The organism is Brevibacillus sp. DP1.3A (genome assembly GCF_013284245.2).
GTDB lineage: Bacteria > Bacillota > Bacilli > Brevibacillales > Brevibacillaceae > Brevibacillus.
This window is the reverse complement of record NZ_CP085876.1, coordinates 4,116,238-4,129,886: the sequence shown is the minus strand read 5'-3', so window position 1 is coordinate 4,129,886 and position 13,649 is coordinate 4,116,238. Positions and strand designations below refer to the sequence as shown.

Sequence of the window (13,649 nt, the reverse complement as noted above, 5' to 3'; positions counted from 1 at the left end):
ATGAAGGTCTCTTATCGCCGCTTGATGGAGGGTCTTCGTTTCTTGCTTCTTTTCATTACCTGCACTTTGCTCTCCTACGGCATCATTACCTTGCTGGCGGACAAATTTCTTCCGGCAAACCCTTATCAGGAACCACATGGGAATGCGGTGAAGGTAGTAAAAGTCATCAATACCTCTCAGGTACAGGATTTTGACGGATATGTCGCACGGCTACAGCTCTTTTTTCTAACAGGAGAGTAATGCAAGTTTGAGTTTTTTATCTGGAGAAGCAGGAGTTTCTTTTTCTTTGTGGAAAGCAATACAAGATACTTATCAGCTGAAGGGGACAGCTTCATGGACAGTCTGATTGATCAGTTTATTCATTTCCTGACTGTGGAGAAAGGGTTATCGAGAAATACCCTGGAATCCTATCAACGGGATATGGTGGCCTTTACCTCGTACTTACAGGAGCAAGGTGTTGCTCGAATAGAGGATTCTACTCGGACGCACATCATTGGATACTTGCTTGTTTTACGGGAAAAAGGACGTGCAACAGCAACTCTTTCTCGCAATATGGCATCGATACGAGCGTTTTATCAGTTTCTCATTCGGGATAAATACATAGACAAAGATCCATCCATTCACCTAGAAACACCGAAGATCGAGAAACGCTTGCCGAAAGTGCTCTCTGTTGAGGAAGTGGAACGTCTTTTGGAAAGTCCTCCTGTCAATCATCCTGCCGGGCTGCGAGACAAAGCGATGCTTGAGCTTCTATATGCGACAGGCATTCGGGTCTCGGAGTTAGTCAATCTGGATTGTGCTGATGTGAATCTGGATATGGGTTTTGTCAAATGCTTGGGAAAAGGATCAAAAGAGCGAATCATTCCGTTAGGCTCGGTTGCCATTCAAATGGTACGCCACTATTTGCAGGCAGGGCGCCCCAAGCTGGTAAAAGGAACTGGCGATAATGCATTATTTTTGAATCACTTGGGCAAACAAATTACACGGCAAGGTTTTTGGAAAATTATTAAACGATACGCCCAAAAATCAAACATCCGTGCAGAGATTACACCCCATACACTTCGCCACTCTTTTGCCACTCACTTACTGGAAAATGGAGCCGATTTGCGCTCTGTTCAAGAGATGCTTGGGCATGCTGATATTTCAACCACCCAGATTTACACACATGTGACCAGAACGCGGATTAAGGACATCTATGCCAAGACGCATCCGCGAGCATGAGTATGAAAAAACGATCGACTCCGCCTGATTGTCGGGCGGAGAAAAATTTTCTGAATCAGGTCAGACGTCTGACGACTTGGTTATAGAATTCGAATGACTGGTAAACAGGAGGCGTTACGATGCAGTATTCACGAGTTTTTTTGATCGTCATGGACAGCGTAGGGATTGGCGAACAACCTGATGCGCCTAAGTTCAATGATGAAGGAGCGAACACCTTAGGTCATATTGCGGAACGAGTTGCAGGATTTTCGTTGCCCAACTTGCAAAAATTAGGTTTGGGAAATATAGCACCACTCCAGAACGTTGCGCCAGTAGCAACCCCTATGGCCCATTATGGGAAAATGCAGGAAATCTCCATGGGGAAAGATACGACGACTGGTCATTGGGAAATCATGGGTCTGCATGTGTCTACTCCGTTTAACACCTATCCAGATGGATTTCCACAAGAGCTGATCTCAGAATTTGAGCAACGTATTGGCCGCAAGGTGCTCGGGAACAAGGTCGCTTCTGGGACGGACATTCTCGACGAGCTTGGCGAAGAGCATATGAATACGGGTGCAGTCATTGTCTATACATCTGCGGACAGTGTATTCCAGGTGGCAGCACATGAAGAGGTTGTTCCGCTTGAAGAGCTATACCATATTTGCGAGGTAGCTCGTGAGTTGACGCTTCGTGATGAGTTCGCTGTTACTCGTGTCATTGCGCGTCCATTTGTTGGACAGCCAGGAAATTTTAGCCGTACAGCAAATCGTCACGATTATTCCGTGAAGCCATTTGCTCCGACAGTCATGAATCGTCTGCAAGATGCTGACCTTGCTTCTATTGCCATTGGCAAAATCAGCGACATTTACGCAGAAGAGGGCGTTACCCAATCTATCCGAACCAAAGATAACATGGACGGTGTAGATCAAATTCTGGGCACGATGAAACAATCTTTCACGGGTCTTTCTTTTGTCAACTTGGTGGACTTCGATGCGAAGTTCGGTCATCGCCGCGATCCAGAAGGGTATGGTCAGGCTTTGATGGAGTTCGACGCTCGTATTCCAGAGCTTTTGGAAGCGCTACAAGAAAATGATTTGCTGGTAATCACGGCAGACCATGGAAACGATCCTGTACACCATGGGAGTGACCATACGAGAGAATACGTTCCGTTGATTGTGTATCACAAGGGTATTCAAGCTGGAGAACATTTGGGCATCCGTGAAACATTTGCAGACTTGGGTGCGACCATCGCAGACAATTTTGGGGTAACTGCTCCAGTGATTGGGAAAAGCTTCCTCAATCATTTATAAAGGTTAAGTAAAAATAAACATTTATATAATAGAAGAAACACAAAAAAAGGAGAGAGTTGAAATGGCAAATTTCCATGACGCAGTAGCATATATCGAACCGAAACTAACAGAAAAACCATCCATTGGTCTCGTACTCGGATCAGGGCTGGGTGTTTTGGCGGATGAGATCGAAAATCCGGTGATCATCCCTTATCATGAAATTCCTGGCTTCACTGTGTCCACCGTTGTCGGCCACAAAGGACAACTCGTGATTGGCAAGCTGCAAGGCAAGCAAGTCGTTGCGATGCAAGGTCGTTTCCACTTTTATGAGGGACATGGTCTGGATGCCGTTGTTTTCCCAATCCGTGTCATGAAGCTGCTCGGCGTAGAAACCATTATTGTGACCAATGCGGCTGGCGGAATTAACGAAGGCTACAATCCAGGCGACCTCATGCTGATTTCTGATCACATCAATATGACGTTCCGCAATCCATTGATCGGTGCAAACGATGAACAATTGGGAGCACGTTTCCCAGATATGTCTGAGGCTTATTCCAAACAGCTCCGTAAGCTGGCTCATGAAGTTGCGTCCGAGCAAGGAATCCAGCTCCGTGAAGGTGTATACGCAGGTCTGCTAGGTCCTACCTATGAAACTCCAGCTGAAATCCGCATGCTTCGTCTGTTGGGTGGGGATGCTGTAGGGATGTCCACTGTACCAGAAGTAATCGTGGCACGACACATGGGTGTTAAGGTGCTTGGTATTTCGTGCATTAGCAACATGGCAGCAGGTATTTTGGAACAGCCTCTGTCCCATGATGAAGTAATGGAAACAACAGAAAAGGTAAAATCTCAATTCCTGGCTCTGGTAAACGGTATCGTAGCCAAGATGTAAGTAACGGATTCGGAGGGATTAACAATGCGTATGGTCGATATGATCGCCAAAAAACGTGATGGCGGAGAACTGACAACAGAAGAGATTCAATTTCTGGTGACAGGCTATACAGATGGAAGTATTCCTGACTACCAAATGTCCGCGTGGGCAATGGCAGTCTTTTTCCGTGGCATGACTGCGAGAGAGACAGGAGATCTAACCTTGGCAATGGCAGGGTCAGGCGAACAGCTTGACCTGTCTTCCCTGCAAGGAATTAAGGTAGACAAGCACAGTACAGGCGGAGTAGGGGACAAGACTACTCTAGTTGTTGCGCCATTGGTCGCGGCAGCGGGTATTCCTGTGGCAAAAATGTCTGGAAGAGGCCTTGGATACTCAGGAGGCACCATCGACAAGTTGGAGTCCTTCGCGGGATTCGAAGTAGAACGCACACGCGAGCAATTTTTGCAGCAGGTGCGTGATATTGGCGTGTCCGTAATTGGGCAGTCTGGCAACCTGACACCTGCAGACAAGAAGCTGTATGCTCTGCGTGACGTGACAGCTACTGTAGAGGCTGTGCCGTTGATTGCAAGCTCCATCATGTCCAAGAAGATTGCCGCTGGAGCAGATGCCATCCTGCTTGACGTAAAAGTAGGGAAGGGCGCTTTCATGAAAAGCATTGAAGAGGCAGAAACATTAGCAAATGCGATGGTTGCAATCGGCAGTCAAGTAGGACGTAAAACGGTGGCGGTCATCAGCGATATGAACCAGCCGCTTGGCTTTGCTGTGGGCAATGCACTGGAAGTGAAAGAAGCGGTGGAGACACTTGCAGGTAAGGGTCCTCGCGATTTGACCGAGCTGGTATTGGCTATTGGCTCCCGCATGCTTGTTATGGGTGGGCTTGTTACTGATGTGGAAGAAGGTCGTAAGAAGCTAGAAGACCTGATGGCTTCCGGAAAAGCAGTGGATAAACTGGCGGAAATGGTAGAGGCTCAAGGCGGCAATAAGCAGGACGTCTATGATTTGGCTCGACTGCCGCAAGCAAAGATCATTCATACGGTTACAGCCGAACAGGACGGCTTTGTAAGCGCGATTGATGCGGAAGCGATCGGTCATGCTTCTGTTGTCCTGGGTGCTGGCAGATTGACAAAAGAAATGCCAATTGACTTGGCAGTAGGCCTTATTCTGCACAAAAAACGCGGGGATCAGGTGAAGGCTGGAGAAGTTTTGGTCACGATCCATGCCAACGAAGACCATCTTCTGCAAAATGCGTTGAAAGAAATGGAAGGTGCCTTCCAAATTTCGACGGCAATCGATGGAGAACAACCGTTGATCTATAAAATTATCGAAGCATAGAACGTCCGGATATTAGTTGATCAATCAAATAAAACAAGGCGTGCACAGCACATGCGCACGCCTTGTTTTATGAGTAAAAATACAGTTTCTCGAAAAAATATTGTTGATTAAATCTAGCTTTTCATATTCAATAGAAAGATATAAGTCGTTTTTTATTATATAAAAAATATTTTACTGTTCGGATTGACTTTATAAAGTTTTATAATTCTACTTGTCAAATTTCGTTGACACCGCTATCATTTCCGATTACTTTTATTGTATTAGACTGTTTGTAAAAGATTATTGCGAAATTCGTAAAAAAATGATGGAGGTTCCCAGAAAATCGTATTTATGAAAAAGCTGGACCATGTCGACAGACAGATTCTGCAAATCCTCCATGAAGATGGGCGTATCCCATATACAGAAATCGCCCATCAACTAGGCGTGAGCGAAGGAACAATTCGATCGCGCATCACTCGTCTTTTGCAAGACGGAGTCTTCCAATTCGTAATTCAACCCGATCCAGAGAAATTAGGATTACATGTGCAGGTTATCATCGGGTTAACCACAAAGCTAGGTTTGCAGAAAGAAGTGGCAGAAAAATTAAGCAAATTTTCTGCAGTACGTTTTGTAGGCGCTTATAGCGGTAAGCACGACTTGATTATCCAAGCGTGTTTCCATAGTAATGATGAGCTGATCACCTTTGTTAATGAACGACTCTCTCAAATTGAAGGAATTGCGGCTGCGGACGTTTCACTGGAACTGAAGCAGTACAAAGACACCTTCTCTTTCGTTCAAGACGACGAGGTGACCCTGCAATGAAAGGGGTTGATGCCTTCCAGCCGAAGTCAAGCAGCTTCGCGTAGTTTTCATTTTTTTTTCGTCCTTTATTTTCAGAAAAAAGACAAAAAAGAAAAACGTACTGGGGGTTATTGCGTTGAAAAAGAATATGTTTGCACTTGTGAGCTCGATTGCTGTATTAGGAACCGCCCTGGCAGGGTGCGGAGGAGGTCAACCAACTGCCGCTCCACCGTCAGGAGAAACACCTGCAACAACAGCACCTTCACAGCCTGCAACTCCAGCTGCTGAGAAGAAGCCACAAGTTTTAAAAATGAACCTGCACTCCGAGCCACCTACAACTGATCCAGGCCTCGCAGAGGACACGACTTCAGGCGCGATTATCTTGGCAACCTTTGATGGCTTGACCCGCATTGGTACCGACGACAAGCCGCATGAAGCTGCTGCTGAGAGCTATACCGTCTCTGATGATAAGCTAACTTACACATTTAAAATCAGAGAAGGGAAATGGAGCAATGGTGATCCTGTAACAGCACATGACTTTGAATATGCTTGGAAGCGTGCTCTCGATCCAAAAACAGCTTCCAACTACGCATATCAGCTGTACTACGTGAAGAATGGTGAAAAAGCAAACAAGGGCGAAGCAAAGCTTGATGAAGTAGGCGTGAAGGCACTAGACGATAAGACGCTGGAAGTTAAGCTCGAGAATCCGACTCCATACTTCCTGGAATTGCTCGCATTCCGTACCTACTTCCCAGTTAACAAAAAAGTAATTGATGCAAATCCGAAGTGGGCAGGCGATGCAAGTTCGCACGTCGGTAATGGACCTTTCAAAATCGAATCTTGGGAGCACAAAAGCAAGATGGTGCTCGTGAAGAACGAAAATTACTGGGATAAAGACAATGTAAAGCTCGACAAAATCGAATTCTCCATGGTAGAAGACGAAAATACAGAGCTCTCCATGTTCGAAAATGGCGAAATCGACTGGGCTGGCGCACCTATGAGTGCTTTGCCAACAGATGCGATTCCAGCATTGAAAGAGCAAGGCAAGATTCAAACGAATCCAATTGCTGGTACGTACTGGTACAAGTTCAATACCGAAAAGCCGCCATTTAATAACATTAAAGTGAGAAAAGCATTTGCTTACTCGATTGATCGCCAAGGCTTGATCGACAACATTCTCCAAACGGGTCAAATCCCGGCAACAGGCGCTGTTCCTCCATCCATGGTGCTGAATCCAAATGGATATTTCAAAGATAAAGATCTAGAAAATGCGAAAAAGCTTTTGGAAGAGGGACTGAAAGAGGTTGGTTTGAGCAAGCTGCCACCGATTACCTTGTCCTACAATACATCTGAGGCTCACAAGAAGATTGCTGAGGCCATCCAAGACCAATGGAAGAAAAATCTCGGTGTAGATGTGAAACTCGAGAATAAAGAATGGAAAGTTTACCTGGAAGATATGCATGAGGGTAACTTCCAGATTGGACGGATGGGCTGGCTGGGTGACTTCAATGACCCAATCAACTTCCTGGAGCTCTACAAGGATAAAATGGGTGGAAACAACGATACACGTTGGGAAAATGCAAAATATAAAGAGTTGTTGAACCAATCCGCTCAGGAGCCAGACCTCGAGAAACGTAAGAAAATTTTGGCAGATGCAGAACAAATCCTGATGGATGAAATGCCAATCATGCCAATTTACTTCTATACGCAATCTTGGGTACAGAAGCCAGAAGTGAAAGGCGTTCACCAAACTGGCCTGGGTGACGTGGATTGGAAAGGCGCATACATCGAGTAATTTCATAACGAAGGAACCGGGATTTGCGGCAGAGGGTATATGGTTGCGCATATACTCTCTGCCATGCAAGCCCTTCCCATAAATACCAGCTGGCATGATTGCCAGCAAAGAGAAAATAGAGAGAGAAGCTTTTCTGCAAGAGATCTAAGGGTTATTTACACAGCCGATTTTTACACTGTGTCGGCAGCGTTCCGCAGTGTAAACATGGGACGTGAAAGCAATCAAAAATCTACCAAGGGGGTAAGTTAGTTGATCCGTTATCTCGGTAAGCGCATCATTTTTATGCTCATCTCGCTCTTCTTAATTGTAACGGCCACCTTCTTCATCATGAAAGCAGTACCAGGTGGTCCATTTACATCCGAGAAGCAGGTCCCGCCGGAAATTAAGGCAGCACTAGAGGCAAAGTACAAGCTGAACCTGCCGTTGCACGAACAATACTTCGAATATTTGAAGGGTGTAGCAACATGGGAGCTCGGTCCATCGTTTACGGAGAAATCTTCAACTGTTAACGACATGATTAATCGTGGTTTCCCAGTTTCTGCTCACTTGGGAGCACAAGCTTTATTGCTCGCTATCTTTGGTGGGATTACGCTAGGGGTTATCGCAGCGCTAAACCATAATAAATGGCAAGACTATTCCGCGATGGTCATCGCCGTTTTGGGATTATCGGTACCAAGCTTTATTTTGGCGTCCTTTTACCAATACATTTTCGCTATTAATTTGGGCTGGTTTCCAATCGCGAAATGGGAAGGATTCGAATACACCATCCTTCCATCATTGGCACTCGCCGCATCACCGATGGCATTTATCGCGCGTTTGACGCGTTCCAATATGATTGAAGTTATGGGTCAAGATTACATCAAAACAGCAAAAGCAAAAGGGCTGCACACTTTTACCATTACAGTAAAACACGCAATCCGTAATGCGCTATTGCCAGTTGTTACTTACCTGGGTCCACTGATTGCTGGTATTTTGACAGGGGCATTCGTTATTGAACGTATTTTCGGTGTTCCTGGTCTTGGTCGCGAATTCGTTTTGTCTATTACAAACCGCGACTATACGGTAATCATGGGTACGACCGTGTTCTACTCCATGATCCTGGTTGTGATGATTCTGATTGTTGACATCGCATACACCTTGGTAGACCCACGGATCAAACTTTCGGACGCAGGAAAGGAGTAATGACACGTGCAAAACTTGACTAAAGAACATTTCGAGCCAATTTCCGTTGACCTTCGTCAAGCTGAAGCAATTAAGCGCCCAAGTCTCTCTTTTTGGTCTGACGTTTGGCGTCGTTTGAAAATGAATAAAGTCGCAATGATTTCTATGATCTTCATTGCTTTGTTGATCGTATGTGCCATTGTGGTCCCATGGCTAACTCCACAAGATTATTTTACGACGGATCTGGCTGGCAAGAACAAAAAGCCGTCTGCTGAACACTGGTTTGGCACAGATGACCTAGGTCGTGACGTATTTGAGCGTATTTGGTACGGTGCACGTATCTCTCTACAAGTAGGTCTTGCCGCAGCGTTCATTGACCTGATCATTGGTGTGATCTGGGGCGGTATCGCAGGTTTTTATGGCGGTAGAGTAGATGAAATGATGATGCGTTTCGCAGATATCTTGTTCGCGATTCCTTACCTGCTGGTTGTTATTTTGTTGATGGTTGTTTTAGAGCCTGGTGTTGGAACGATTATTCTTGCCTTGACGATAACGGGATGGATCGGTATGGCCCGGATTGTGCGTGGTCAGATCCTTCAATTGAAAAACCAAGAGTTTGTACTGGCAGCGCGCTCCCTTGGTGCTGACGCCAACCGCCTGATCTTCAAACACTTGATTCCAAATGCTTTGGGTCCAATCATCGTAACGTTGAGCTTGACTGTACCTTCCGCGATTTTCGCAGAATCCTTCTTGTCCTTTATCGGGTTAGGGGTTTCGGCACCGATTGCATCGTGGGGAACGATGTCCAATGAGGGCTTGCCGGCCATGAAGTACTATCCATGGCGTTTGACATTCCCGGCAATCTTTATTTCCCTGACCATCTTGGCATTTAACTTGTTCGGTGACGGTCTGCGCGATGCAGTAGACCCACGCCTGCGTAAATAGGAGGGATAGTCGTTATGGAACGCATTCTTGATGTAAAAGACCTGCATGTATCCTTCCATACGTATGCAGGTGAAGTAAAAGCAGTCCGCGGTGTGAATTTTCACGTCAACCGCGGAGAGGCTGTAGCGATTGTAGGGGAGTCCGGTTGCGGTAAATCCGTAACCGCTCAAACCCTCATGAAGCTGATTCCTATGCCTCCAGGTGAAATTAAACAAGGGCAAATTCTCTTCAATGGCGAGGATATCGTCAAGAAGTCAAAAAAAGAAATGGAATCGATCCGCGGTAAAGATATCGGGATGATCTTCCAAGATCCGATGACTTCCTTGAACCCAACAATGACCATCGGTAGCCAAATTACTGAGGGCTTGATCAAACACCAAAACATGTCGAAATCTGCAGCACGTGATCGTGCCATTGAGCTGTTGACCATTGTTGGTATTCCGCAACCTGAGAAACGTGTGGAGCAATATCCACACGAGTTCTCTGGGGGTATGCGTCAACGTGCGATGATCGCGATCGCCCTCGCCTGTTCGCCGAAGCTGTTGATCGCGGATGAACCGACGACAGCTTTGGACGTAACGATTCAGGCGCAAATTTTGGACCTGATGAAAGATTTGCAAAAGAAAACGGGCACTTCCATTATCTTGATCACGCATGACCTTGGTGTTGTTGCTGAGATGTGTGACCGCGTAATTGTTATGTATGCAGGAAAAGTGATCGAGACTGGAACAGTTGACGATATTTTCTACAATCCGCAACATCCTTACACCAAAGGCTTGCTTCGCTCGGTACCACGTCTTGACTTGAACCGTGACGAGCCACTGACACCGATTTTTGGTACGCCGCCAGACCTTCTGCGTCCGCCAGTTGGCTGTGGATTCACTGCGCGTTGCGAATCAGCGATGCGTGTGTGCCAAGAGATCGATCCTGAGCTGAACGACGTCAGCACGACTCAGCGAGCAGCTTGTTGGCTTCAGCATCCGCTTGCTCAGAACCGTGCATGAACGTAGAAGGAGGGATATCAGTGGATAAACGTGAAAATTTAATTGAAGTACGTAATCTAAAAAAGTTCTTTTCTATTGGCGATAATACTCTGAAAGCTGTGAATGATATCTCGTTTGAGATCAAACGTGGAGAAACATTGGGCGTAGTAGGAGAGTCAGGCTGTGGAAAGTCCACTGCCGGTCGTACCATCTTGAGACTGTATGATGCGACTGAAGGGGACGTCCTGTTTGAAGGTAAGAGCATCATGGATTTGAACCAGCAGGAAATGAAGGCGATGCGCCGCAACATGCAAATGATTTTCCAAGACCCTTACGCATCCTTGAATCCGCGTATGACAGTCGGGGATATTATTGGTGAGGCGCTAGATATTCATGGCCTGGCGACTGGTCAGAAGCGCAAAGAACGCATCCAGGAGCTCCTTTCCTTGGTGAGCTTGAATCCTGAGCATATGAACCGCTTCCCACACGAGTTTTCCGGTGGTCAGCGCCAACGTATCGGAATTGCCCGTGCATTGGCAGTAGAGCCAAAATTCATCGTGTGTGACGAGCCGATCTCTGCTTTGGACGTATCCGTACAAGCACAGGTTGTAAACTTGCTCGAACAGCTGCAAGAAAAAATGGGCTTGACTTACATGTTCATTGCCCATGACTTGTCCATGGTAAAATACATTTCCGACCGTGTAGCGGTTATGTACCTGGGGAAAATGGTTGAGCTGGCAGAAAGTGATGCTTTGTATGAAAAGCCGCTCCATCCGTATACGCAAGCGCTGTTGTCTGCGATTCCGATTCCAGACCCTGAAATTGAGCGTAACCGTGAGCGCATTGTATTGCAAGGTGATGTACCTAGCCCAATGAACCCACCGAGCGGTTGCCATTTCCGTACCCGTTGCCCGAAAGCAATGCCGGAATGCGCTGCATCCGTACCTGTGTGGAAAGAAGTAGAGCCAGGACATTTCGCAGCCTGTCATTTGTATAACTAAATCAATTACAAATAGCGAGTTCCGAGGCTACTCGTGCAGCCCGGAACTCGTTTCCCTTCATAAGGGAGGTTTTACCTCTGAAAAAAATGGGTATTGTACCCAGAGGCAGTTTTTTCAGGGGTATTTTTTCGGAGTTCTTGCACTGGAAAATTGTAGCAGTGATAAAGGGGGCAAGTAGCATGAGTAAATTTTTGTCGCCACGATGGAAAAAGAAGGAGGGAATATCGAATCTCATAAAAAAAGTAAACCTGACTAGCCAAGTAGCAACGGAAAAGCTTAAAGGCTCTCTTGCTACAAAGATGATTGTGTTTGGTCTAATTCTTGTACTTATTATTATCGGTTCTTTGCAATACATAGCCCTTTCCTTCTCGAAATCAACGTTGTTTAGCATTACCTCTAATCAGGCAAAAATGCTGGCTGACCAGCATGCGAATAGCATAGAAGATGACATAAAAGCGATTGTGAACTCCACCAAATCGGCGGCAACCAAACGTGTGATGATGACAGAGCTGCAGCCACTAATCATGGAGCAGTTTACTTTATTGCGCCAGGCACATAAAGAAGTATCCAGAATCTATTTGATCGACACGGCTACCGGGAAATCCCTGTATTCCTTGACCGGGACAAATGAGATTGACTTCAAGCAAAAACAATACTTCCAAAGAGCGCTAACCACGAAATCCTTGGTCGTTTCTGATGAAGAAATCGTTGAAGGCAGCAACAAGAGTTTTCTTTATATTGCGACACCCATAGGGGAAAAGGCCGATGATACGAGCCGGTTGTTCGTTGTTGGCTTTACGATTGACCAAATGATTCAAAAGATTCCTGAGATCTCTTTCATGGAGAATGGCTACGCATTTGTCGTTCGACAAGATGGTTTAGTTGTGGCCCATCAAAATCCGAATAACAACAACAAGCTCGTGCTGGCTGGTGACAAAGATTATGAAGAGATGCTTGCCCTGATGCAGCATGAGACAAGCAACAGCTTATTGTACTCGGATCATGGAATTGATTCATTTGCCGCTTTTGCACCGATCCCAATGTTGAAGTGGAATGTGGTTTTGTCCACGGGAACTAACGAGGTGTATGGTGAAGTAGACGGTATGTGGCTGTACTTCGTACTCTTCAGCTTGCCGATCATCGGACTCTCGGTTTGGGCGATCTGGTGGTTTGCGAAGCGGATTCGAATGTCTCTGTTCGCGATAGCGCGAGATATGGATCAAATCGGCGCCGGACATTTTAATATCAACGTAAAAGTAAACGGCAATGACGAGCTGGCGATGGTTGGCCGCAAAATGAATGACATGGCAGCTGAACTTCGCAAGCTGATTGCCCTTGTACAGGGACAAGCTACACAACTGAACGTAGCGACAGATGAGCTGACTCTATTTGCGCAAGAAAATAAAGGAGCGATTAACGTCATTACGGATAATATTTCAACGATTGCCCAACGCGTTTCTACGCAGACGAATGAAGTGCAAGCAACGGCCAATACCGTCTCGGAAATATCGGAAGGCGTTGAACAGGTGGCTGTGGCTGCCGAATCTACATCGGTTGCCACGACCCGTACGTTTGAAAGAGCGCAAGGCGGAATGGAGTTAGTGGAGAACGTAATCAATACGGTAAGACGTGCCACTGGTGAGGTAGAACGTACTGCTGGGCAAATGCACAATCTTCGTGAGCGGGCTCGCGAAATTACGAGCATCGTCGAAATGATTACGAGTATTGCCTCGCAAACGAATTTGTTGGCGCTGAATGCTGCCATTGAGGCTGCCCGTGCTGGAGATGCTGGACGAGGCTTCTCGGTAGTTGCCAGCGAGGTTCGCAAGCTCGCAGAGGAAAGCAGCTCCTTCTCTGAGCGTATCGCTGCCATTGCCCATTCGATCAATGATGAGGCAATGGATATGAGCAAGCATATGGACCAGATCGTTACCATGGTGAGTGGAGGCTTGCAGTCTGTAGAGTCTGTGGGTACTGCTTTCCAAAATATCGTGGCAGAGATTCAATCGGCAGCAGAGCAGAGCGAATCGATGACGGCGACCTCGGAAGAGATGGCGGCAGGTAATCAGGTTGTGACGAACTCCATGCAACGTCTTGCCACGATGTCGGATGAAATTAGTGACTCCATCTCAGATGTGGTAGAGACAGTGGATGAACAATTGAATTCGATTGCACGCATTAATGAAAACGTAGAGCAATTGAAAAAAATGGCGGATGAGTTAACGCAAAATGTGAGCCGATTCGTCATTTAAGAAAGTGTCCCTTCTG

At 46.4% G+C, this 13,649-nt stretch carries 12 protein-coding genes; all 12 read left to right on the top strand.

The window, feature by feature from the left end:
• The 12 genes from HP399_RS18765 to HP399_RS18710 all read left to right on the top strand — a co-directional run bounded on the left by HP399_RS18765 (position 1) and on the right by HP399_RS18710 (position 13,633).
• The gene (locus HP399_RS18765) at positions 1 to 240 is read left to right on the top strand and encodes a YqzK family protein (RefSeq protein ID WP_173620179.1); all 240 of its coding nucleotides are present in this window, start codon (positions 1 to 3) and stop codon (positions 238 to 240) included.
• Positions 241 to 333: 93 nt separating this feature from the next.
• Positions 334 to 1,221: a site-specific tyrosine recombinase XerD gene (xerD, locus tag HP399_RS18760; RefSeq protein WP_039960542.1), complete on the top strand. Its 888-nt coding sequence runs from the start codon at positions 334 to 336 to the stop codon at positions 1,219 to 1,221.
• Between the two features lie 119 nt (positions 1,222 to 1,340).
• Positions 1,341 to 2,513, top strand: coding sequence for a phosphopentomutase (deoB, locus tag HP399_RS18755; protein ID WP_173620178.1), 1,173 nt, complete (start codon positions 1,341 to 1,343; stop codon positions 2,511 to 2,513).
• A 61-nt stretch (positions 2,514 to 2,574) separates the two neighbouring features.
• Positions 2,575 to 3,384 carry a purine-nucleoside phosphorylase gene (locus HP399_RS18750; RefSeq protein ID WP_144616129.1) on the top strand — a complete coding sequence of 270 codons (810 nt, stop codon included), beginning with the start codon at positions 2,575 to 2,577 and terminating at the stop codon, positions 3,382 to 3,384.
• 24 nt (positions 3,385 to 3,408) lie between these two features.
• The gene (locus HP399_RS18745; protein ID WP_173620177.1) at positions 3,409 to 4,716 is read left to right on the top strand and encodes a pyrimidine-nucleoside phosphorylase; all 1,308 of its coding nucleotides are present in this window, start codon (positions 3,409 to 3,411) and stop codon (positions 4,714 to 4,716) included.
• A 330-nt stretch (positions 4,717 to 5,046) separates the two neighbouring features.
• The gene (locus HP399_RS18740; RefSeq protein WP_007720718.1) at positions 5,047 to 5,517 is read left to right on the top strand and encodes an Lrp/AsnC family transcriptional regulator; all 471 of its coding nucleotides are present in this window, start codon (positions 5,047 to 5,049) and stop codon (positions 5,515 to 5,517) included.
• 115 nt (positions 5,518 to 5,632) lie between these two features.
• Positions 5,633 to 7,291: a peptide ABC transporter substrate-binding protein gene (locus HP399_RS18735; RefSeq protein ID WP_173620176.1), complete on the top strand. Its 1,659-nt coding sequence runs from the start codon at positions 5,633 to 5,635 to the stop codon at positions 7,289 to 7,291.
• 249 nt (positions 7,292 to 7,540) lie between these two features.
• Entirely contained in the window at positions 7,541 to 8,473 is a 933-nt protein-coding gene (locus tag HP399_RS18730; RefSeq protein ID WP_173620175.1) for an ABC transporter permease, read from the top strand.
• Between the two features lie 6 nt (positions 8,474 to 8,479).
• The gene (locus tag HP399_RS18725; protein ID WP_173620174.1) at positions 8,480 to 9,397 is read left to right on the top strand and encodes an ABC transporter permease; all 918 of its coding nucleotides are present in this window, start codon (positions 8,480 to 8,482) and stop codon (positions 9,395 to 9,397) included.
• Positions 9,398 to 9,411: 14 nt separating this feature from the next.
• Positions 9,412 to 10,401, top strand: a complete 990-nt coding sequence (locus HP399_RS18720) for an ABC transporter ATP-binding protein (protein ID WP_173620173.1) — start codon at positions 9,412 to 9,414, stop codon at positions 10,399 to 10,401.
• 20 nt (positions 10,402 to 10,421) lie between these two features.
• Complete coding sequence (locus tag HP399_RS18715; protein ID WP_304502530.1) at positions 10,422 to 11,381, top strand: ABC transporter ATP-binding protein; 960 nt, start codon at positions 10,422 to 10,424, stop codon at positions 11,379 to 11,381.
• Between the two features lie 179 nt (positions 11,382 to 11,560).
• Positions 11,561 to 13,633 (top strand): methyl-accepting chemotaxis protein, encoded by a 2,073-nt coding sequence (locus HP399_RS18710; RefSeq protein WP_173620172.1) that lies wholly within the window; start codon positions 11,561 to 11,563, stop codon positions 13,631 to 13,633.
• Positions 13,634 to 13,649: the final 16 nt, after the last annotated feature.

Bases quoted from the DNA above. Each gene is read 5' to 3' on its own strand.
- HP399_RS18765 (WP_173620179.1), top strand. From the start codon at position 1: ATGAAGGTCTCTTATCGCCGCTTGATGGAGGGTCTTCGTTTCTTGCTT.
- HP399_RS18720 (WP_173620173.1), top strand. From the start codon at position 9,412: ATGGAACGCATTCTTGATGTAAAAGACCTGCATGTATCCTTCCATACG.
- HP399_RS18745 (WP_173620177.1), top strand. From the start codon at position 3,409: ATGCGTATGGTCGATATGATCGCCAAAAAACGTGATGGCGGAGAACTG.
- deoB (WP_173620178.1), top strand. From the start codon at position 1,341: ATGCAGTATTCACGAGTTTTTTTGATCGTCATGGACAGCGTAGGGATT.
- HP399_RS18710 (WP_173620172.1), top strand. From the start codon at position 11,561: ATGAGTAAATTTTTGTCGCCACGATGGAAAAAGAAGGAGGGAATATCG.
- HP399_RS18750 (WP_144616129.1), top strand. From the start codon at position 2,575: ATGGCAAATTTCCATGACGCAGTAGCATATATCGAACCGAAACTAACA.
- xerD (WP_039960542.1), top strand. From the start codon at position 334: ATGGACAGTCTGATTGATCAGTTTATTCATTTCCTGACTGTGGAGAAA.
- HP399_RS18740 (WP_007720718.1), top strand. From the start codon at position 5,047: ATGAAAAAGCTGGACCATGTCGACAGACAGATTCTGCAAATCCTCCAT.